General features: G+C 52.4%; 20 protein-coding genes and 1 riboswitch. Of the genes, 5 read left to right on the top strand and 15 right to left on the bottom strand.

Annotated elements, in window-relative coordinates:
- Positions 1 to 211 precede the first annotated feature (211 nt).
- The 4 genes from hlyD to R9X49_RS04310 are packed head-to-tail and all read left to right on the top strand — an operon-like array spanning position 212 to position 5289.
- Positions 212 to 1240 (top strand): secretion protein HlyD, encoded by a 1029-nt coding sequence (gene hlyD, locus R9X49_RS04325; RefSeq protein WP_319847333.1) that lies wholly within the window; start codon positions 212 to 214, stop codon positions 1238 to 1240.
- Positions 1233 to 2975 (top strand): ATP-binding cassette domain-containing protein, encoded by a 1743-nt coding sequence (locus R9X49_RS04320; protein WP_319847332.1) that lies wholly within the window; start codon positions 1233 to 1235, stop codon positions 2973 to 2975. The genes hlyD and R9X49_RS04320 overlap by 8 nt, the downstream gene beginning before the upstream one ends.
- A complete protein-coding gene (locus R9X49_RS04315) occupies positions 2968 to 4143 on the top strand; it encodes an ABC transporter permease (RefSeq protein ID WP_319847331.1) in 1176 nt (391 codons plus the stop codon). Before R9X49_RS04320 ends, R9X49_RS04315 begins: the two co-directional genes overlap by 8 nt.
- A gap of 9 nt (positions 4144 to 4152) precedes the next feature.
- Positions 4153 to 5289: an ABC transporter permease gene (locus R9X49_RS04310; RefSeq protein WP_319847330.1), complete on the top strand. Its 1137-nt coding sequence runs from the start codon at positions 4153 to 4155 to the stop codon at positions 5287 to 5289.
- A 71-nt stretch (positions 5290 to 5360) separates the two neighbouring features.
- Here the strand turns inward: R9X49_RS04310 and R9X49_RS04305 are convergent, their stop codons facing one another.
- The 6 genes from R9X49_RS04305 to moaA all read right to left on the bottom strand — a co-directional run bounded on the left by R9X49_RS04305 (position 5361) and on the right by moaA (position 8953).
- Complete coding sequence (locus R9X49_RS04305; protein ID WP_319847329.1) at positions 5361 to 6068, bottom strand: Bax inhibitor-1/YccA family protein; 708 nt, start codon at positions 6066 to 6068, stop codon at positions 5361 to 5363.
- A 111-nt stretch (positions 6069 to 6179) separates the two neighbouring features.
- Positions 6180 to 6632 carry a molybdopterin synthase catalytic subunit MoaE gene (gene moaE, locus R9X49_RS04300; RefSeq protein ID WP_271873635.1) on the bottom strand — a complete coding sequence of 151 codons (453 nt, stop codon included), beginning with the start codon at positions 6630 to 6632 and terminating at the stop codon, positions 6180 to 6182.
- 2 nt (positions 6633 to 6634) lie between these two features.
- Positions 6635 to 6880 (bottom strand): molybdopterin synthase sulfur carrier subunit, encoded by a 246-nt coding sequence (gene moaD / locus R9X49_RS04295; RefSeq protein ID WP_319847328.1) that lies wholly within the window; start codon positions 6878 to 6880, stop codon positions 6635 to 6637.
- Positions 6877 to 7392 (bottom strand): cyclic pyranopterin monophosphate synthase MoaC, encoded by a 516-nt coding sequence (moaC, locus tag R9X49_RS04290; RefSeq protein WP_319847327.1) that lies wholly within the window; start codon positions 7390 to 7392, stop codon positions 6877 to 6879. The genes moaD and moaC overlap by 4 nt, the downstream gene beginning before the upstream one ends.
- An 18-nt stretch (positions 7393 to 7410) precedes the next feature.
- Positions 7411 to 7929: a molybdenum cofactor biosynthesis protein B gene (gene moaB, locus R9X49_RS04285; RefSeq protein ID WP_319847326.1), complete on the bottom strand. Its 519-nt coding sequence runs from the start codon at positions 7927 to 7929 to the stop codon at positions 7411 to 7413.
- Between the two features lie 34 nt (positions 7930 to 7963).
- Positions 7964 to 8953, bottom strand: coding sequence for a GTP 3',8-cyclase MoaA (gene moaA, locus R9X49_RS04280; protein ID WP_010297668.1), 990 nt, complete (start codon positions 8951 to 8953; stop codon positions 7964 to 7966).
- Positions 8941 to 9089: riboswitch (molybdenum cofactor riboswitch) on the bottom strand. It overlaps the preceding gene by 13 nt.
- Positions 9090 to 9375: 286 nt before the next feature.
- Between moaA and yvcK the strand changes: the two genes are divergently transcribed.
- On the top strand, positions 9376 to 10308 hold the full coding sequence (yvcK, locus tag R9X49_RS04275) for a uridine diphosphate-N-acetylglucosamine-binding protein YvcK (RefSeq protein WP_319847325.1): 933 nt from the start codon (positions 9376 to 9378) through the stop codon (positions 10306 to 10308).
- Here yvcK and R9X49_RS04270 read toward each other — a convergent pair.
- The 9 genes from R9X49_RS04270 to bioB all read right to left on the bottom strand — a co-directional run bounded on the left by R9X49_RS04270 (position 10284) and on the right by bioB (position 20998).
- On the bottom strand, positions 10284 to 10715 hold the full coding sequence (locus R9X49_RS04270) for a glyoxalase (RefSeq protein WP_319848576.1): 432 nt from the start codon (positions 10713 to 10715) through the stop codon (positions 10284 to 10286). The genes yvcK and R9X49_RS04270 overlap by 25 nt on opposite strands.
- 28 nt (positions 10716 to 10743) lie before the next feature.
- Complete coding sequence (gene uvrB / locus R9X49_RS04265) at positions 10744 to 12756, bottom strand: excinuclease ABC subunit UvrB (RefSeq protein ID WP_319847324.1); 2013 nt, start codon at positions 12754 to 12756, stop codon at positions 10744 to 10746.
- Positions 12757 to 13896: 1140 nt separating this feature from the next.
- A complete protein-coding gene (locus tag R9X49_RS04260; RefSeq protein WP_319847323.1) occupies positions 13897 to 14136 on the bottom strand; it encodes a hypothetical protein in 240 nt (79 codons plus the stop codon).
- Positions 14137 to 14242: 106 nt separating this feature from the next.
- Positions 14243 to 16402 (bottom strand): hypothetical protein, encoded by a 2160-nt coding sequence (locus tag R9X49_RS04255; protein WP_319847322.1) that lies wholly within the window; start codon positions 16400 to 16402, stop codon positions 14243 to 14245.
- Between the two features lie 65 nt (positions 16403 to 16467).
- On the bottom strand, positions 16468 to 16872 hold the full coding sequence (locus tag R9X49_RS04250) for an aegerolysin family protein (protein WP_319847321.1): 405 nt from the start codon (positions 16870 to 16872) through the stop codon (positions 16468 to 16470).
- Positions 16873 to 17345: 473 nt separating this feature from the next.
- Positions 17346 to 18029 (bottom strand): dethiobiotin synthase, encoded by a 684-nt coding sequence (gene bioD / locus R9X49_RS04245; protein ID WP_319847320.1) that lies wholly within the window; start codon positions 18027 to 18029, stop codon positions 17346 to 17348.
- Positions 18022 to 18783 (bottom strand): malonyl-ACP O-methyltransferase BioC, encoded by a 762-nt coding sequence (bioC, locus tag R9X49_RS04240; protein ID WP_319847319.1) that lies wholly within the window; start codon positions 18781 to 18783, stop codon positions 18022 to 18024. Before bioC ends, bioD begins: the two co-directional genes overlap by 8 nt.
- Positions 18764 to 19921: an 8-amino-7-oxononanoate synthase gene (gene bioF / locus R9X49_RS04235; RefSeq protein ID WP_319847318.1), complete on the bottom strand. Its 1158-nt coding sequence runs from the start codon at positions 19919 to 19921 to the stop codon at positions 18764 to 18766. The genes bioC and bioF overlap by 20 nt, the downstream gene beginning before the upstream one ends.
- A 39-nt stretch (positions 19922 to 19960) precedes the next feature.
- Positions 19961 to 20998: a biotin synthase BioB gene (bioB, locus tag R9X49_RS04230; RefSeq protein WP_263059316.1), complete on the bottom strand. Its 1038-nt coding sequence runs from the start codon at positions 20996 to 20998 to the stop codon at positions 19961 to 19963.
- Positions 20999 to 21002 lie beyond the last annotated feature (4 nt).

Here is a 21002-nt window from a genome sequence, read left to right as displayed (position 1 = left end):
GAGGTATCTGAAAGTATCGGCCGAATGCAATGTATTTTTGTGAACTCGATCACTCTAAATCGCCATAAACCTCTGTAACCCGTCATATGATTAATAGCCTCCAGAAATAAGAGACGACGCATCCTCTGAACGGCCTGCGGGATCGCTACCGTTGCCAAGATCACCGTTGATGAACAAGGAGCTATTCTTGATAAACAAGGAACTATGCGTGATGAACAAGAGAAAACTGGCGTTCGCCGCCATCGTTCTTGTCCTGCTCGGTGCAGGCTATGGCTTTTATCACCACCAGCAACAGCAGGAAAAACCGTTAACGCTCTACGGCAATGTGGATATCCGCACCGTCAATCTGGCCTTCCGCGTTGGCGGCAGAGTGGCCGGGTTGAACGTTGATGAGGGCGATACGGTGCAGGCCGGCCAGCCGCTGGCAACGCTTGATGCCGCGCCTTATCAGAATGCACAGCATCAGGCGCAGGCAAATCTCGCCAGCGCACAGGCACAGCTTCAGTTGGCGCAGGAAGGCTACCGACAGGAAGAGATCGCGCAGGTACGATCTCAGGCTGTCCAGAGTCAGGCGGCTTATGATTACGCCAACAGCTTCTACCAGCGCCAGCAGGGGCTGTGGGATAAGCGCGCCATTTCCGCCAACATGTTGGACGATGCCAGAACATCACGCAATCAAGCGCTTGCAGCACTACAGGCAGCGAAAGACAAGCTGAGCCAGTTCGAACGCGGTAACCGACCGCAGGAAATTGCCGCCGCGCAGGCCACAGTAGCACAGGCCGAAGCCGGGCTGGCACAGGCAGAGTTGGATAAGCAGGATGCCGAACTGCTGGCGCCGTCTCCCGGCGTGATCCTCACCCGCGCCGCCGAAAAAGGCAGCATGCTGGCGGCGGGCAGTACCGTTTTCACCCTTTCCCTCACTCGCCCGGTTTGGGTACGCGCCTACGTGAGCGAGAAAGATCTCGGCCGCGTCGTACCCGGTAGCCACATGCTGATTTACACCGATGGCCGCCCCAATCAGCCCTACCGTGGCAAAGTCGGTTTTGTCTCACCAAGCGCCGAGTTCACGCCGAAAAGCGTCGAAACCGAAGATCTCCGCACCGATCTCGTTTACCGACTGCGCATTGTCGTTACCGATCCCGATGACGGATTACGGCAAGGGATGCCGGTCACGCTACGCTTTGAAGATGTGCGCGCGGAAGAGGCCAATCGCACTCACGAGCCCGTTCGCCATGACTAATTCTCCTGCGCAGATCGCGCTGGACGGGCTGGAAAAACGCTTTGCCGGACAGGAAAAGCCCGCGCTAGCCAGCCTTACCGCCGAGATACGCAGCGGCGCCGTGACCGGGCTGGTTGGCCCAGACGGTGCGGGTAAAACCACCCTGCTGCGTATGTTGGCGGGGCTGTTAACCCCCAGCAGCGGTACGCTGCGCGTGGCGAATCTGGATCCCATCAAGGAGGATCGTCAACTGCATGCCATTTTGGGCTATATGCCGCAAAAATTCGGCCTGTATGAAGATCTGACGGTCATGGAAAACCTGACGCTGTATGCCGACTTGCGCGGTATTATCGGCGAAATACGCAAAGAAACCTTCGATCGCCTGCTGTCGTTTACCGACTTGACCCGCTTTACCGACAGACTGGCAGGCAAACTCTCCGGCGGCATGAAACAGAAACTGGGGCTGGCCTGTACGCTGCTCGGGCAGCCTAAGATACTCCTGCTGGATGAGCCTGGCGTCGGCGTCGACCCGATTTCTCGCCGTGAACTGTGGCATATGGTGCACGAACTGGCTGACGACGGCATGTTGATCCTGTGGAGCACGTCTTATCTCGATGAGGCGGAACAGTGTCGGGATGTGCTGCTACTGAACGAAGGCGAACTGTTGTATCGCGGTGCGCCGCGCGATCTGACCGCACGCATGGCCGGACGCTGTATTCTGATTGATACCGGCGATCGCCGACATCGGGATGTGTTGCAGGACGCGCTGCGTTTACCACAGGTCAGCGACGGTGTGATTCAAGGGCAGTACGTCAGGCTGATGCTAAAACCCGACGCGGATCGAGCATCGCTGCTCTCCGCCTTGCAGCTAGAAGCAGGCTGCCTGCACAACACCGAACCGCGCTTTGAAGATGCCTTTATCGACCTGCTGGGCGGTGGCCCAGCCAGCGATTCATCATTGGCGAGCATCATGCCGCAGATTGACGTCAGCGGTGGTGAAACAGTGATTGAAGCCCAGGCGCTGACGAAAAAATTTGGTGATTTCGCCGCGACCGATCACGTCAGTTTTCAGGTGAAACGGGGAGAAATCTTCGGCCTGCTCGGCCCGAACGGTGCGGGAAAATCGACTACATTCAAGATGATGTGCGGCCTGCTGGTGCCGACTGACGGCAAAGCGCTGGTGCTCGATATGGATCTGAAAACCAGCTCCGGCAAAGCCCGCCAGCATCTGGGTTACATGGCGCAGAAGTTCTCGCTCTACGGCAACCTGACCGTCGAACAGAATTTGCGGTTTTTCTCCGGCGTCTATGGGCTCAAGGGCAAGGCACAGCGCGATAAAATGGCCGGAATGACCGACGCCTTTAACTTTCAGCCCATTTATCGCCAGACGCCGGACGCTCTGCCGCTAGGGTTCAAACAGCGGCTGGCGCTGGCCTGTGCGCTGATGCATGAGCCCGACATTCTGTTTCTCGACGAACCGACCTCCGGCGTCGATCCGCTGACCCGGCGCGAGTTCTGGATACATATCAACGGCATGGTCAACCGCGGTGTCACCGTGATGGTCACCACGCACTTCATGGACGAAGCCGAATACTGCGATCGCATCGGACTGGTGTATCGCGGCAAGCTGATCGCCAGCGGCACGCCGGACCAACTGAAACAGCAGGCGGCCAGCGCACAGACGCCATCGCCAACGATGGAAGAAGCGTTTATCACGCTGATTCAGGCGTACGACGGGGAGGCAGAACGTGGTTGAACAGAATAGCGTTGAGCAGGACAGCACAAGCCAGCACGGTAGCACGCATTTCTCCACACGTCGTCTGCGGGCGCTGTGCCTGAAAGAGACACGACAAATCTTGCGCGATCCCAGCAGCGGGCTGATCGCGTTCGTGATTCCACTGCTGTTACTGTTTATTTTTGGCTACGGCATTAATCTGGATTCCAGCCGCCTGCACGTCGGTATCCTGATGGAACAGCAGAGTAAGGACGCGCGCGATCTGGCGAACACCTTTGCAGCATCGCCGTTTATCGAGCCGACCATCAGTAATAATCGTCAGCACCTAATTCAGCAGATGCAGGCTGGCAGCATTCGCGGCCTGATCGTCATCCCCACCGACTTTGCCGAGCGGCTAGCGCGGCCGGGCGATCGCGCGCCGATCCAGGTCATCACCGACGGCAGCGAACCCAACACGGCAAATTTTGTGCAGGGATACGCAGAAGGTATCTGGCTGCTGTGGCAGCAGCAGCGGGCAGAAGATCGCGGCGATACGTTCGAGCAGCTTATCGAGGTGCAATCGCGCTACTGGTTTAATCCGGCCGCCATCAGCCAGCATTTCATCATCCCCGGCGCGATCACCATCATCATGACGGTAATTGGTGCCATCCTCACGTCGCTGGTCATCGCCCGCGAGTGGGAGCGCGGGACGATGGAGGCGCTGCTCTCGACGCAGGTCACCCGTACCGAACTGCTGCTGTCCAAACTCATCCCGTATTACTTTCTTGGGATGATCGCCATGACGCTGTGTATTCTGGTTTCCACCTTCATCATGCAGGTGCCCTATCGCGGCTCGCTGATTTTACTGTTCGTTATTAGCAGCCTGTTTCTTGCCAGCACGCTAGGCATGGGGCTGCTAATCTCCACCCTCACCCGCAACCAGTTCAACGCCGCGATGGTGGCGCTGAATGCAGCATTTCTGCCAGCCATCATGCTGTCCGGCTTTATTTTTGAAATCGACAGCATGCCTGAATTCGTCCGCGGCGTGTCGTACCTCATCCCGGCGCGCTATTTTGTCAGCACGCTGCAAACGCTGTTTCTCGCGGGGAATATCGGTACGGTGCTGATGACTAACCTGCTGTTTCTCATTCTCTCCGCGCTGGTCTTTATTGGCCTAACGGCCTGGCAAACCCGGCGCAGGCTGGATTAGGGAGCGATTATGCTGCATCGTCTGTGGACGTTGATTATTAAGGAACTGCAATCGCTGCTGCGCGATCCGCAAACGCGCTCTATTCTGGTGCTACCCGTTATCCTTCAGGTTTCCCTATTTCCTTTCGCCGCGACGCTCGATGTGACCAACGCGACCATTGCGGTTTACAGCGAAGATAACGGCCCCCACGCGATAGAGTTGACGCAGCGCTTTGCCAAGGCGAAGTCCTTTTCTCACGTGCTGATGCTGCATAACTCGCAGGACATTGCACCGACGCTTGATAATCAACGTGCGCTTCTGATCCTGCGCTTCCCGCCGCAGTTTTCACGCGATATCGCCAGCGAGAACAGCACATCGCTTCAGCTTATTCTCGACGGCAGACGCTCCAACAGCGCGCAGATCGCCGCGAACGATGTGCAGCACATCGTGCGGGATTATCAGTTGGCATTGCTGGCGACCAGACCGGCTCAAAGCGGCGCGAATCAGAGCACTTCCAATCCAAACAACAGTGAGATGGTGGTGCGTCACTGGTATAACCCGAATCTGGACTACAAATGGTTTGTGGTACCGTCGCTGATTGCCATGATTGCCACCATCGGCGTGCTGATTGTTACGGCGCTTTCCGTGGCACGTGAGCGAGAACAGGGTACGTTGGAACAGTTACTGGTTTCACCGCTGTCCACCAGTCAGATTTTCATTGGCAAAGCCGTCCCCGCGCTGATTGTCGCCACGTTTCAGGCCACGATCGTGCTGCTGGCGGGCATACTGATTTTCCATATTCCCTTCGCCGGATCGCTGCTGCTGTTTTACACCACGATGCTTATCTACGGCCTGTCGCTGGTGGGCTTCGGCCTCCTGATTTCCTCACTCTGCTCAACGCAACAGCAGGCGTTTATCGGCGTGTTTGTCTTCCTGATGCCCGCGATTCTGCTTTCCGGCTATGTGTCACCGGTTGAGAACATGCCGATCTGGTTGCAGCACCTCACCTGGGTTAACCCGATTCGTCACTTTACCGACATCACCAAGCAGATTTACCTTAAGGATGCAGATTTCAGCATTATTTGGGGAAGCCTTTGGCCGCTGTTCATCATCACGCTAACCACCGGCTCGGCGGCCTATGCCATTTTCCGACGGAATATTGCGTAATAGCGAGTAAGGGAAATAATAGGTAGGAAGCTATCTGGCGCAGGAAACCACGCCAGATAGATGAGCAAGAATTAACGACGGTTACCAAAAATACGCAGCAGCATCAGGAACAGGTTGATGAAGTCGAGGTACAGGGTCAACGCGCCTACAATGGAGTATTTGCGGAAGCTGTCTTTGTCATCAACGGACAGTTGCTCGCCGATGTTTTTCAGCTTCTGGGTGTCATACGCGGTCAGCCCGACAAACACCACCACGCCAATATAGGTTACTGCCCACATCAGCGCTTCGCTCTTCAGCCACAGGTTCACCAGCGAAGCCAGCACAATCCCGATCAGCGCCATAAACAGCATACTGCCGAAACCGCTCAAATCCCGCTTTGTGGTGTAGCCGTACAGGCTCATTGCCCCAAACATCCCCGCCGTAATAACGAAGGTGCTGGCGATGGATTCACCGGAATACATAATGAAGATGCTGGAGAGCGTTAGCCCCGTCAGCGCGGAATAGAGCATAAACAGCGACGTGGCGACCGCACCGTTCAGACGCTGTACCATGCCGGAAATCACAAAGACCAGCCCCAGTTGGGCAATGATCAGTCCGAAGAAGGTGATCTGGCTGGAGAAGATAAAATTCAGTACGGCAGGCGTATTCGCCGCGTACCAAGATACGAACGCCGTCAGCAGCAGGCCGCAGGTCATCCAACCATAAACTTGTGCCATATAGGCCTGGAGACCAGACTGCGAGCGCTCAACGATTGAACCCGAGCGTGGATATCTGTCCATGATGCTACCTTTGCATAAAGTTATCTGATTAACGCGGCGCGAACCGCCTGTTTGGGGGAATGAGACTGAAGCGCCCTCCCCGCCATCCTTTTATCCTAACACAGAAATGGACTACCAGCGCTGCGCAGCCTGTTTATCGCTGTCGCGTGATTCCACCCAGCGTTCGCCTTCCGGCGTTGCTTCACGCTTCCAGAACGGTGCGCGGGTTTTCAGATAATCCATAATAAATTGGGCGGCATCAAACGCCGCGCTGCGGTGGGCCGCACTGACGCCAACGAACACAATTTCATCGCCCGGATAGAGTGCGCCCACCCGATGAATCACGCTCACACGCGGCAGTTCCCAGCGCTCACGGGCCAACTCGACAATCTCCGCCAGCGCCTTTTCCGTCATGCCGGGGTAATGTTCCAGCGTCAACGCACTGACGTCTTTCGCCAGATTGTGATTACGCACCTTACCCGTGAACGTCACCACCGCGCCGTCTTCATCACACTGCGCCAGCCACTGATATTCATCCCCTACGCTGAAGTTCTCTTCACCGACCCGAATACGCGTTTCTGTCACGATCAGCCCCCTGTTACCGGTGGGAAAAACGCCACTTCATCACCGTCCTGTAGCGGGTGAGTCAGCTCAACCAGCGACTGGTTCACCGCGGCCAGCAGCTTGCCCGACTCCAGCGCCAGCGCCCAGCGTGCGCCACGCTGGCACAGCACCTGTCTTACGTCCTCTACGGTGGCATACTCGGCAGGCAGCGACAGGCTGTCTGTCTCGATCAGTTCACGGACTTGCGCAAAAAACAGCACCTTAATCATGCTCCCTCCGCCGTAAAATCGCCGGATTTGCCGCCGCTTTTCGCCAGCAGGCGCACCGGACCAATCACCATGTCTTTCTGCACGGCCTTGCACATGTCATAGATAGTCAGCGCGGCGACAGAGGCTGCCGTCAGCGCCTCCATCTCTACGCCAGTTTTCCCCGTCAGGCGACAAACAGATTCAATGCGTACCCGATTGTGTTCCGGCTGCGCTTCCAGCTCGACAGCCACCTTGCTCAGCAGCAGCGGGTGACAAAGCGGAATCAGTTCCCAGGTGCGTTTCGCAGCCTGAATGCCAGCGATGCGTGCGGTGGCGAACACATCGCCCTTGTGATGGCTGCCGGCAATAATCATTGCCAGCGTCTGCGGCGCCATTTCAACGAAAGCTTCCGCGCGGGCTTCGCGCACGGTTTCCGCTTTAGCGGAAACATCCACCATCGCGGCTTCGCCAGCGGCGTTAATGTGGGTCAATTGTGGCGTAGATGATGGCGCCATGGATTTAGATGATGACATAGTGAATAAGGCTTATCGTTAAGAGGATTTTTTCAAGTGCGGGTAAAAATTGCACGGCTTCTGGCGCGCATCCAGCTGTTCCTGAATGATGCGTTCCCATGCAGTTCGACAGGCGCGAGTCGAACCTGGCATCGCGAAAATCACCGTCTGATTCGCCAGACCGGCAAGCGCACGGGATTGCAGCGTCGCCGTACCGATATCTTCATACGACACCATACGGAACAGTTCGCCGAAGCCTTCGATTTCCCGGTCGAACAAAACACCAATGGCTTCCGGCACCACATCCCCTGCGGTAAAGCCCGTTCCACCATTAATCAGAATGCCCTGCACATTGTCACTGGCAATCCACGCCGAGATCTGTGCCCGAATCTGGTACAGGTTCTCTTTCACAATGGCGCTATCGACAATACGATGCCCCGCGGACTGCGCTGCTTCGCGCAGATAGTCACCGGAGGTGTCATCTTCTGCCGTACGGCGCTCGGAAACGGTCAGTACCGCAAGGTTGAGAGAAACGAATTCGCTGCTGACTTTGCTCATGCCAGGCTCCTTTAAAAATCAGTGATGTCGCGGATTAACCGCCGATAAATGACAGGTTTTGCGTGATGCCGCTATTCCCTTCATGCAGGAAGTGGGTCTGCTTCTTCGCCGACAGCCCGCCCGAGATACGCATTTTCAAATCATCGAGATGGCGATCGTCGGCCAGTAAATCACGCAGTGGAATACCCTGTTCACCAAAGAGGCACAGATGAAGATTCCCCACAGCAGAAACCCGCAGACGGTTACAGCTCAGGCAGAAATCTTTCTCATACGGCATAATCAGCCCGATTTCGCCCTGATAGTCAGGATGGCTGAACACCTGCGCCGGGCCGTCGCTGCGTGCGCGTTGCTGTTGTTGCCAGCCTTGCTGTAACAGCTGCTGGCGAATCACCTCGCCGGAAACGTGGTGACGGCGAAACACGTCGCCCCCTTCCCCTGTTTCCATCAGCTCAATAAAGCGTAGTTGAATCGGACGGTGTTTAATCCAGTCAAGGAAGGTTTGCAGGCTGCCCGCGTTCACATCGCGCATCAGCACCGTGTTGACTTTGACCTTGGCAAAGCCGCAGTCAAATGCGGCATCAATGCCGTCCATCACCTGCCGGAATTTATCCTGCCCGGTAATCGCATGAAACTGGCGTGCATCCAGGCTGTCCACGCTAACGTTCAGCGCGGTTAGTCCCGCATCGCGCCACTGCGCAACATCCCGCGCAAGACGATAGCCGTTGGTGGTCACGGCCAGCGTACGAATCGCGGGGTTTTCGCGGATTGCGGCGATAATATCGACAAAGTCACGGCGCAGAGACGGTTCACCGCCAGTAAGGCGAACTTTTTCCGTCCCCAATTCGGCGAAAGCGCGGCTGACGCGCCGGATTTCATCAAGTGACAAAAAGCGATGCGGATTGGTGCCATTGGCCTGATAACCATCCGGCAGACAGTAGGTACAACGAAAATTGCAGACGTCTGTGATAGACAGACGCAAATAGTAGAACTTGCGCGCAAACGCATCAGTCAGTTGACTCACCATAAACACCTTTCCAAATACGGGAGATGCAGGCATTTCTACCTCGCACCCTGGTGACCGCGAAGGCCACGGCCAGGGCACCGTATCACGCGCACTACGCGCATCACTTAGGCACCAAGGCTAGGAGTTTGATTCCTATCGGTTATCCGTTAAGCAGCGGTGGATCAACCAATAAAGAATCGTGATTTCATTGAACAGTCTACTGCGAAAAAGCGCAGTCAACCACTCTCAAAACCGGTATATAAATAAATATATAACGAATTTTCAATACCTTATGATGCACAGCATACGGGAAAATGCGCCGCAGAAATTGTCTCAGGTCATGCCCGTGTGAGGATTTTTCGCGTTTTAAGCTGAAATCAGCTACCTTAGCGACGATCGTCATATGTCGTTCATATTCCTCTGGCTTATTCATAAGGTTTTCTATGCGCAATCGCACGTTGGCCGACCTCGACAGGGTTGTCGCACTAGGAGGCGGACACGGCTTAGGTCGTGTTATGTCTTCACTTTCTTCCCTGGGTTCACGGCTAACCGGCATCGTCACGACGACGGATAACGGTGGCTCTACTGGCCGCATCCGGCGCTCCGAAGGCGGCATTGCCTGGGGCGATACCCGCAATTGCCTGAATCAACTCATTACTACGCCCAGCGTGGCGTCTGCGATGTTTGAGTACCGGTTTAACGGTAACGGTGAACTTGCCGGACACAATCTGGGTAATCTGATGCTAAAAGCGCTCGATCACCTGAGCGTGCGCCCGCTGGAAGCCATCAATCTGATTCGCAACCTGCTCAAGGTGGATGCCTTTTTAATTCCGATGTCCGAGCATCCGGTCGATTTGATGGCGATTGATGAACAGGGCAACCCCGTTTATGGCGAAGTCGAGATCGATCAACTGGCGGCTTTACCGCAAGATTTGATGTTGTACCCGACGGTGCAGGCCACGCGCGAGGCGATTGATGCCATCGCCAAAGCCGACCTGATTTTGATTGGCCCCGGCAGTTTTCTGACTAGCCTGATGCCGCTGCTGCTGCTGGACGATCTGACACAGGCGCTCCGCCGCACGCCCGCCCCCATGGTCTACATCGGCAATCTGGGCAGCGAGCAGAGTAACCCCGCCGCCCGTCTGACGCTGGCGGAGAAACTGTCCTGGATTGAACACAAAGTGGGTAAATCGGTGGTGGATGTAGCGATAGTCGGCCCGAAAGTCGATGTCAGTCAGATGGGCGACCGCCTGATCGTGCAGCAAGAACTGGCCGCAGCAGATGTGCCTCACCATCATGACCGTGAGCTACTGCGCCAGGCTATCGATCGTGCGCTACAGCTGCTGGGTTCTCAATCCCGCAGCCACGGCGTATAAGTCACGCCAATCAGAATCCCTTCGGGACTCAGGAAACGCGTGACCTGCTGTCCCCAGGGTTCAAGGCGGTTCTCGACCAGCAGCGCATAGCCTTGCGCTTTTAGCGTACCGGTCGCTTCCGCCATGTCTGCCACTTCAAATTCCAGCCAGCTTTGCGGTTCAGGAAGATCCGCAGGCCAGTTCCCGTGCCCGAAACAGGATTCGCTGGCCTGTGACAGCGGCCACAGGGCGAAATGTTTCACACCATCCATTTCATCGCTCACCAGATAGTCGCTCCCTTCCGCAACAGGCTTCAGCGGTAACTTCAGCGTATCGACATAGAGCGCATGGCTGGCAGACAGCGATTTCACGATCGGCCCGAAACCCGCCACAAACAACACCTCAACACCCGGTATAATAGGGTCCATCATTGATCCTCAGTGAGCGCTGGCATCGTTAGGATGCAGCGATAAATTGTGCGCGCAGTGCCTGTAGCTCATCGCGCAAGGCGGCAGCTTCTTCAAATTCAAGATTCTGCGCATGCGTCAGCATCTTGCTTTCCAGCTCGCGGATTTTCAGCTCCAGGGCCTTCGGCGTCATAAGCTCATAGCGTGGGGCCGGTTCTGCCGCTTTACGGCTGCCTCGCCCTTTGCCTCTGTTCGTCGGCTGCCCCAGTTGCAGAATATCGGATATTTTCTTGTTGAGCCCCTGCGGCACAATCCCGTGCTCGGTGTTGTACGCCTCCTGCTTCTCACGACGGCGTTCCGTTTCGCCAATCGCCTTCGCCATGGATGGCGTAATCTTGTCGCCGTAGAGAATCGCCTTCCCGCGCAGGTTACGCGCCGCACGGCCAATCGTCTGGATCAGGGAACGTTCGGAACGCAGGAAGCCCTCTTTATCGGCATCCAGAATCGCCACCAGCGACACTTCAGGCATATCCAACCCTTCACGCAACAGGTTGATACCCACCAGCACGTCAAACTCACCCAGGCGCAAATCACGGATAATTTCCACACGTTCGACGGTATCAATATCCGAGTGCAGATAACGTACCCGCTCGCCGTGCTCTTCCAGATATTCCGTAAGGTCTTCCGCCATGCGCTTGGTCAGCGTAGTGACCAGCACACGTTCGTTAACCGCCGCACGCTGGCGAATCTCGGAAAGCAGGTCGTCCACCTGTGTCGCCACAGGCCGCACTTCGATGATCGGGTCGAGCAACCCGGTGGGACGCACCACCTGATCGATCACTTCACCGCCCGATTTTTCCAGCTCATAGTTACCCGGCGTCGCGGACACATAGATCGTCTGCGGCGCCAGCGCTTCAAACTCTTCAAATTTCATCGGACGGTTATCCAGCGCCGAAGGCAGCCGGAAACCGTACTCGACCAGCGTCTCTTTACGCGCGCGGTCGCCGCGATACATACCGCCAATCTGCGGCACGGTAACGTGGGATTCATCAATGACCAGCAGCCCATCCGCCGGTAAATAGTCAAACAGCGTCGGCGGCGGCTCGCCGGGACCACGCCCGGAAAGGTAGCGTGAGTAGTTTTCGATACCAGAGCAATAGCCTAGTTCGTTCATCATCTCCAGATCAAACTGCGTGCGCTGGCTTAGCCGCTGCTCTTCCACCAGCTTATCATTCGCCAGCAGCACCTTTCTGCGATCGGCCAGTTCCACCTTGATGTCTTCCATCGCCTGCAAAATACGCTCACGCGGCGTCACGTAGTGCGTTTTGGGGTAGATGGTATAGCGCGGCACCGTCTGGAGGACGTGCCCTGTCAGCGGGTCAAACAGCGATAGCCGCTCCACTTCTTCATCGAATAGTTCAACACGCAGCGCAATTTCGTCAGATTCCGCTGGGAAGATATCGATCACCTCACCGCGCACGCGGAACGTACCGCGCTGGAACGCCTGATCGTTGCGGGAATATTGCAGTTCAGCCAGACGCCGCAAAATAGCACGCTGGTCAATCAGCATCCCCTGCGTCAGGTGCAGCATCATTTTCAGATAGAGATCGGGATCGCCCAGACCATAGATAGCGGACACCGAAGCCACGACGATCACATCACGCCGCTCCAGCAACGCTTTTGTCGCGGAAAGACGCATTTGCTCAATATGTTCGTTAACCGATGCATCTTTTTCAATGAAGGTGTCCGAACTCGGGACGTAGGCTTCCGGCTGATAATAGTCGTAGTACGAAACGAAGTATTCGACGGCATTATCAGGAAAGAATTCTTTCATTTCGCCATACAGCTGAGCCGCCAGCGTTTTATTTGGCGCTAGCATCATCGTCGGCCGATTGAGGTCGGCAATCACGTTGGCGATCGTGAACGTCTTACCCGAACCAGTTACTCCGAGCAGCGTTTGGTGCGCTAACCCGTCTTCCAGGCCCTCTTTTAAACGACGAATGGCCTCAGGCTGATCGCCTGCCGGTTTAAAGTCAGAATTCAGTGTAAATACTTTACTCATCGTTAAGCACGCTACTTATCGTTATTACGCATCGCGCAATGCGATGTTCGTGGGTGGATGCTCGGAGGCAGGTAAAAGGCACAAGCTGACGATTTCAGGCACGGCTGTAGGTCGTCATCGGCATCCCTTGTCGCACCGTTATCATACTGACAGCGACCACGCTGACGCATGCGACATACGAGCTTTATTTTGAATGCCAATTGCGAAATCCGCCACCGCAATGATACTGGATATAAAAACAGCATCAAGAGAATTATCGCTGGATTGGATGATTAATCAACAAATGAATTTGCTAGCACATCCATCTTCAATCTACCAGATAAAATCATCATGATTTATCCCCAGACTTGGTAAAAATGTAACATGCAGGGACACGTGGTGACGTTAATTTATGCAACTACGCACCATTGCTGCTTAAGACGCTTGATTTTACTTAAGCATATGATAATAAATAGATTAGCAAAACCGTGGAGAATAGCGCCAACCTGGCGACAACCCGCGCCAGCTCTCGGTTAGAACGCGTTGTCTATCCATAATACACATAGTTATCCACAGAAATGGTGGATAACTCCCACAACCCCGCATCAGCACTGAGTTAGAGAAATACCCGCTTCATTCGTGATTCCCTCTGATATGGATTTTCTTCACACTCTTTCTGTGATTTATCGCATAAGTATTAGACGGAAAAAGACTAAAAACAGCAGAGAGCTAAATCGCAACAATTCAGGCATGGCGGGGAGTTAGGGGAAAATTCAAGAAGGTTTTAGCTATTAATCCATACCTGTTTTCAGGAAAAAATGCGATTAGCCCCTTTACAAGAAATGATGTGCTGTCGCAGACATCTGTTTGTTGATGACAGCATGTCGTACTACTACAGTACGATTGAGTAAAAATCGAAAGAGAATGAGATGAAAAGGTGAAGAACGGTTCATCCTAACTTTGGAAGATATCCAATCCCCCTGATAAGCATGAGTGGGAACAGTGATATAACGTTATCGTTTTAGAAACGAAAAACGTTGGCCTTCCAAGGCAAACCCAATAATGGGGCGAGCAGCAGAGGAAGCCAACGTATATAGCATGCAATGTATCACGCGTTTACATCAAGAAACAATAAATTAACCATTGATTTTACTTAAGATATTAATGTTCAGAACGCGTTTTTTTCTCTGTTTCTGAATCGGGTATGCTGGGCAGTTCAGGTAACTTTTTCTTTCTTCTTTCAGCATTCACATTAATTAATAATGTTTTTCTGCACTCACGCCAGTCTTTATCCGTTGGTTGCACGCCATGTTGATGGCCAGTGTAATATTTCACCTCATCACTTTTTATTTGCTTTGATAGATTTTTATCATAATAAACCAACCAGCAATAGTATGTCATAGTATTATCCTCAAAATATAATATAGAAATTATTAGATCATGGCAGGTAAAATCACCAAATATTTCTAAGGTGACAATAATTCAACCACGCCGAAATAAAATTACATCAATGACCAAATACATTCTTAACCTCTTCAACTAAACCAACGTACTGTGTTTTCAATGCACGTAGATTATATGATTTCGTATAATTCCAGTCTTTATCCCATCCTTCGCTACTAAACGTGCAAACATTTAGTTCTCCCAACTCCTTGAGAATTTTATCTAAATGTTCGTTGACCGTGCTAATAGATGACAGATTTGTACTAAAACCCTGTCCACGCCAGCGGACATTATCAGCAGCAGTGAAAGGAAGAGGTATGAGTTTGCCATAACTATTTTCCAATATTTTTTCATCTGCATTTATCTGAAAACGCATTGCGGCAGCTCCACCTTTAGTGAAAGTAATTTCACCCTCTTTCACACTTCTTAAAAGCATGGATGATGGCCCGAATGCATAAATTTCCCCATCAACACCAATGAGTGGAAACAGTTTCAGAAAGGCACTAAACGCACTATAATTCCCCGTGCCGTATGAGCAGTATTCAGCTTTATAAACAACCTGTCTGTAAGGATGAGACTCTACACGCAACACGTGATCGGTAATGGAGTTTTCATTTTTTGATAATAACCCTAACCCTAACTCTGCGCTACGTAGAAATTTTATATCATTCCATTTTTTATAAATAATTTTCGCTTCATTACTCAACATTTTGAACGTTTTTTCTATTGCATCATCTTTATCTAATACAGATTTAAGATAACTCAAACTTTGCCCAAATGAGTCTGCAATTTGTAAAGCGGACTTTATTTTACAGAATGAAAGATCGACTTTGCACGACTCCAGGACATAATAAAGATTACTTAATGCTAACAAATCCTGAATCATGCACTGTTTTTTCAACAGTTCTTGTGCCATCAAGGTATTCGATATTTCATTGAGATATCCCGTCGACATCCAGGGAAAAATATCTGACCAATTAGCGATCCAAGCACCAAGGACGGTATAATCCCCTTCGAGTGAAGCATCAGCTTTATCTTTCAAGAAAAAGTCATCATCGCTAAACTCTGATACCTGCTCATCCAGGATAACTGCCATTTCAGCCAGAACCTTAATACTTTTGTTAACCGGCTGTAAGACATCTACATCGTTATTTTTAACGTCTTTATTTAACTCTTCTACATTCTTAGTATCAGCGCTTTCATTTGCTTTTTTAATAAACTCCTCTAGCGTCAAATCCTTATCAATTTCTTTAGCTTTCTCATAGCCCGATGCGACAGAAAACGTATCAAGATCGTCCAGATTTTCTATTTTTTTTACTTCATCGGTAACTTCAGGATCGCTTTCCGGTTTTTGAAAATCTGGAATGGTAGGCGGAGGTGCAACGGTGTTTATTGTCGGCGCTTTTTCTAGTAGCTTGATCTCTGCAATGTCTGTAAAAGCTTTATTTTCGACAACCCTAAACCACTCATCCACCTGCTCTGCAACACACCCCCCACTAGACCAGGAAGTGCAGCCAACATTAACTTTTGACTCACTTTTTGAATTACCGCCATCATAAGTGGCCTTAACGGATACAGCCGTGCCCACGCTAGAATAAGAAAAGTCGGCGTTCCCACCATACTTCCAATCACTCATTTCTTCTGAGCTGGACATACTCATTGAGACTGTACCTAATCCTCCCCAGATGACGCCCACGACAACCCCATCACCATATTGCTTCACAAATTTTTGTAAAGAATTAACCCACTCTAACATCAGGGTATCAGAGCTATCAGACTGCCCTCTAACCGCATTGAATTTATTCAATACATCCAGAGCAAGATGTTTTGGTCCTGATTTTAATGAATTTATAATATCTTCGGCTTTGAGGTCGTCAAAATCAATATATTCCATGCCAGAGAGCATCGTAACGTTATAATTAACATTAATCGATTTACTGCTTGATGCAGTCGCATTCCCAACATAGGTGGAGAGAGAGGATGTCAGTTTCGATGCCCCAGAGACACCATAGCCTCCAGCGACGCCCAAGGACCCCTGATTAAGCTCATCCGTATAAACATATAAACTTTTCCCCGTCATAGATTTTACAACTTCTTTTTCTGGAATCATGCGGGTTATATTTTCAACAATAATAGAGGGACTGAATTTCCCTTCATTACCTGATATTGTAGAACCAATCCTAACCCCAATCAGTGGGTTATTAAAAGACTTATTACTTTCCATTTCAAATCCTTAGATTAATATAATTTCAGTAGAAAGAGGGTCAGTAACCGATAAGATAGATTTATTTAATTTATCTTGATACAGGTAAGATAAACATTTCCTATAGCACCTGAATCTAGGTTGCCCCCTTCTATCGACGTCTCATAATTTTTACTATCTCCTTTAGTCCATTCTGATTTATTATCTTTGGAACCCCATGGACAATCCCAATAATACTTCCCGACGAGTACACTACCATCGTATAGCTCAAAGCTACCTTCGGTTCCAGACCAGGAATTTGAACGACCGCATGAGCAAATGGTCACATTGGAGTCATAATCTATTTTTAACCCTTCAATCTTGTCTTTTGATATTTCATCATCTTTATTTCCTTTTTTATAGAACTTGCCCCAACTCTGGACTACATTTTTTACTGTTAATGTCATATTTTCAGAATATATTCTTATTTCCACCCATTGAGCGTAAGCCATAGCATTCCTTATAAGCAAATAAATTAAGAGAAAATAATCGATGAAGCACGAGTTTACCAATAGCTAAAGCGCTATATTTTTATTAAAGCATAAAAAGTTGCATTTTCTAATAAAAATAAAAGTCAAATGAGTAGAATAAAAAACCGCAACATCATGTTATATATGAAATATAGCAAAAGAGAGCGAAATTTAAAAACAAATCCATTAACCAAAATAGATAAAAATATCGGAAATACATCTTAAATAAGATATTATTTTGAGGGGTTTATTTAAATTAAATAATCATTGAATTTATATTAAAATGAAAAATAATCATTAGAATAATAGAGATTTGTATTGTTTTTTTTGAAATAATTTTAATGCTTATATTCTATTGGCATTAATCACCACAATTTCGCCACTATAGTGGCGAAATGAGCAAAAAATAGTTTATTAGAAATTCTATATTAGCGGCAATATTCTCACTAAGAGGCCTACGGATAGGCTAATGGTTCAATATCCAAATATGCCCCTAGGTTATGCTGCTGAAGATCCGATACATAAGGAATTTCGCCCAGCATTGGCGCGGGCAGGCGCTGTTGCAGCGTTTGCAGATACGGCTGATGCCATTTTCCGGGTGGCGTGATGTCGTTAGCAATCCAGCCGCCAAGTCGCAACCCAGCGTGTTGAATCGCTTGGGCAGTGAGCATCGCGTGATTAATGCACCCTAGCTTAATGCCGACGACCAAAATCACCGGAAGCTGTTCCTGTACCACCCAGTCAGCAAACGTATCCTGCGCCGACAGCGGCGTAAACCACCCGCCCGCCCCTTCGACCAGCAGCCAATCCGCCTGCGTTTCTAATGCCCGCAGCCCTGCGGATAGCGCCGAAAGATGGATAGGCCGCTGCTCTACCGCGCTGATAATATGCGGTGAAGTTGGTTCCATAAATGCCAGCGGGTTCACGGCCTCATAATCCAGCCGGACGCTGCTATTCGCCTGAAGCGCCAGCGCATCACTGTTGCGAATGCCATCGGCCGTCATTTCACAGCCGGATGCCACGGGCTTATAGCCTGCGGTACGGTATCCGGCCTGACTCGCCGCCTGAAGCAGCGCCGTACTCGCGACCGTTTTCCCGACTTCGGTATCCGTGCCCGTCACAAACCAGCGCTCAATCACGATAAATCACTCCATAAACCAGTTGATAGCTGAGCGGGTAGCCACCCTGCTCTTGCGGATAGTGGGCAGACAGCGCCGCCAAACGTGCCCGGCTCAATAGCCCCGGCGTGCGCCCTTCGTGCAGCCAGGTCGCCCCAATCCCTTTCAGCGATTTCATTAACGCTAATACATCAGGGAAAAGGCAGACCTCACGTTCTTGCACCAGATGATGCCGGTAAGGCTGACAGGCCGCGTCGATGGCGGAGAGCGGCAGAAAGCGATTCGTCCGCTGCGTGCCATCCAGCCTCTGCCACGCCTGCGACAGTTCGCTTAAGGAACCGTCTGCCAGTGTCGCAAACGCAATCACGCCTCCCGGCCGCGTGACCCGATACAGCTCTGCCAACGCGCGCGGTAACGAGTCGCACCACTGCACGGCCAGATTGCTATAGCTGATATCCACACTGCAATCCGCCAGCGGCAGGTTTTCGATATCCCCTTCCTGATAACGATCCGCAACGTGCTGCTCACGCGCCTGTGCGAGCATGGCCGTCGATAAATCCAGCGCGATCACCGTTTTTCCCCGTTGACGCCAGCGGCGGCTAAAGTGCCCGGTTCCACATCCCGCATCCAATACCAGTAAACCAGCGTGCGGCGGCATCAGCGTCAGCAGGCGTTCTCCGCTGGTGCGCTGCAGTTCGGCAAAGCGGTCATAACCTCCTGCAGCACGTCCAAACGCCTGCGCTATCGCCTGCTTGTTATAGTTTTCTGTCAGCATGGTGTAATACCGTAAGCAAGCGTCTGATATCTTCCGGCTGATGTTCCGCCGTCAGCGTAATCCGCAGGCGCGCGCTACCGGGCGGCACCGTCGGTGGTCGCATGGCACTGACCCACACGCCCTGTTCACGCAGGTGGTTCGTTAGCGCCAGCGCGCGTACGTTCTCGCCGACAATCAGCGGCTGAATCGCACTCTGTGAATCCATCAGTTGATAGGACGAGTTGGAAAAGCCCGCGCGGAACTGCTCAACGTTGCGCCGCAGCGCATCACGCCGCGCATCGCCCTGACGGACACAGTTGAGTGCCGCGCTCAGCGCACAGGCCTGCGCCGCGGGCATCGAGGTGCTGTAAATCAAATGACGGGCAAATTGCAGAAAGTATTCGGCCAGCGGTTCAGCGCACAGCACCGCCGCGCCGCTCACACCAAACGCTTTGCCGAACGTGACAATCAGCAGCTCAGGTTTAATGCCTTGCTGCCAGCTGCTCCCACGACCTTCATCACCCAGCACGCCAATCCCGTGAGCATCGTCCACCATCAGCCAGGCATCGTGCGCCCGGCACTGAGCCTGTAGCGCTGATAACGGTGCGGTATCACCATCCATGCTGAAAACGCCTTCGGTCACCACCAGCGTCTGGCCGTCCGTAGGCTTTTCCAGCAGCGCTTGCAGGCTATCGGCCTGATTGTGTTTAAAGCGTCGCAGGGTCGCGGGGGACTGTGCCGCCGCTTCCAGCAGCGACGCATGGCTGAGCTTATCGGCCAAAATACGGTCTTCCGCCTGTGCCAGCGCGGCCACCACGGCCTGATTCGCGGCATAGCCGGAAATAAACAGCAGCGCACGCGGATAGCCCAGCCAGTCGGCAAGCTGACTTTCCAGCGTGGCATGGGCATCGGTATACCCGGTCACATGTCCGGAACCGCCGCTGCCAATCCCGTATTGCTCAGCGCCCTGCTGCCAGGCACGCACAATTTCCGGGTGGTGGCTCAACCCCAGATAGTCGTTGCTGGAAAAATTCAGGTAGCAGCGATCGCCCTGCATCAGCCAGCGCCCGCTGCCGCCTTGATTAGCCAGCCTCACACGGTAAGCATCATCACGCTGGCGCTGTGCCAGCGCGGCGTCAATACGTTGCTGCCAGCTCATGATGCAACACGCCTTACCAGACGGCGCACTCGCAGGGCGTTATACCGCAGCATTATAAAACTGCTCGCTATCGGCATTAATCAGCTGTTCTGCTAACCGCTGTTGCTGTTGGTTATCCCCGTATTCGGTCGCCGTCTGCTGCGGGTTCAAACCTAATTTGAGGAACAGTGCCAGATCCTTGTCTTCTTTCGGGTTTGGCGTCGTTAACAGCTTGCAGCCGTAGAAAATAGAGTTCGCCCCGGCCATAAAACACATCGCCTGCGTTTGTTCACTCATCTGCTCGCGTCCGGCGGACAAACGCACATAGGAAGCTGGCATCATGATGCGTGCCACGGCTATAGTACGAATAAAATCAAATGGATCGACGTCCTCGTTCTCCGCCAGCGGCGTTCCTTTTACCTTAACCAGCATGTTGATCGGCACGCTTTCCGGCGGCGTCGGCAAGTTAGCCAGTTGCACCAACAGCCCAGCGCGGTCACGCACGGTTTCCCCCAGCCCAACGATGCCGCCGGAACAGACTTTAATGCCCGCCCCGCGCACTTTATCCAGCGTATCCAGGCGTTCCTGATAGGTACGAGTGGTGATGATGCTGCCGTAAAATTCCGGCGAGGTATCGAGGTTATGGTTATAGAAATCCAGTCCGGCGGAGGCCAGACGCTCGGCCTGATCGTTATGCAGCGTTCCCAGCGTCATGCAGGTTTCCATCCCCATCTCTTTGACGCCTTTTACCATCTGTTCCAGATACGGCATGTCGCGCTCGTGCGGATTTTTCCACGCCGCGCCCATACAAAAACGCGTCGATCCTGCCGCTTTTGCCTGACGGGCCGACTCCAGCACCTGTTCAACCTGCATCAGGCGCTCGGTGTCAATCCCGGTACGATAGCGGGAGCTTTGCGGGCAATACTTGCAATCTTCGGGACAGGCGCCGGTTTTTATCGACAGTAGCGTGCTTACCTGTACCTGACGGGGGTCAAAATGCTGGCGGTGGACCTGCTGCGCTTCAAACATCAGTTCCAGAAAAGGTTTATTAAATAAGTCTTGCGCTTGCTCAAGCGTCCAGTAAATGCGGTCAGCCATCTCG

Origin of the sequence: Pectobacterium carotovorum (genome assembly GCF_033898505.1) — a bacterium.
In the GTDB taxonomy this organism is placed as follows: Bacteria; Pseudomonadota; Gammaproteobacteria; order Enterobacterales; family Enterobacteriaceae; genus Pectobacterium; species Pectobacterium carotovorum_J.
The sequence above is the reverse complement of the archived record's forward strand: the minus strand, read 5'-3'. Positions and strand labels throughout refer to the sequence as shown.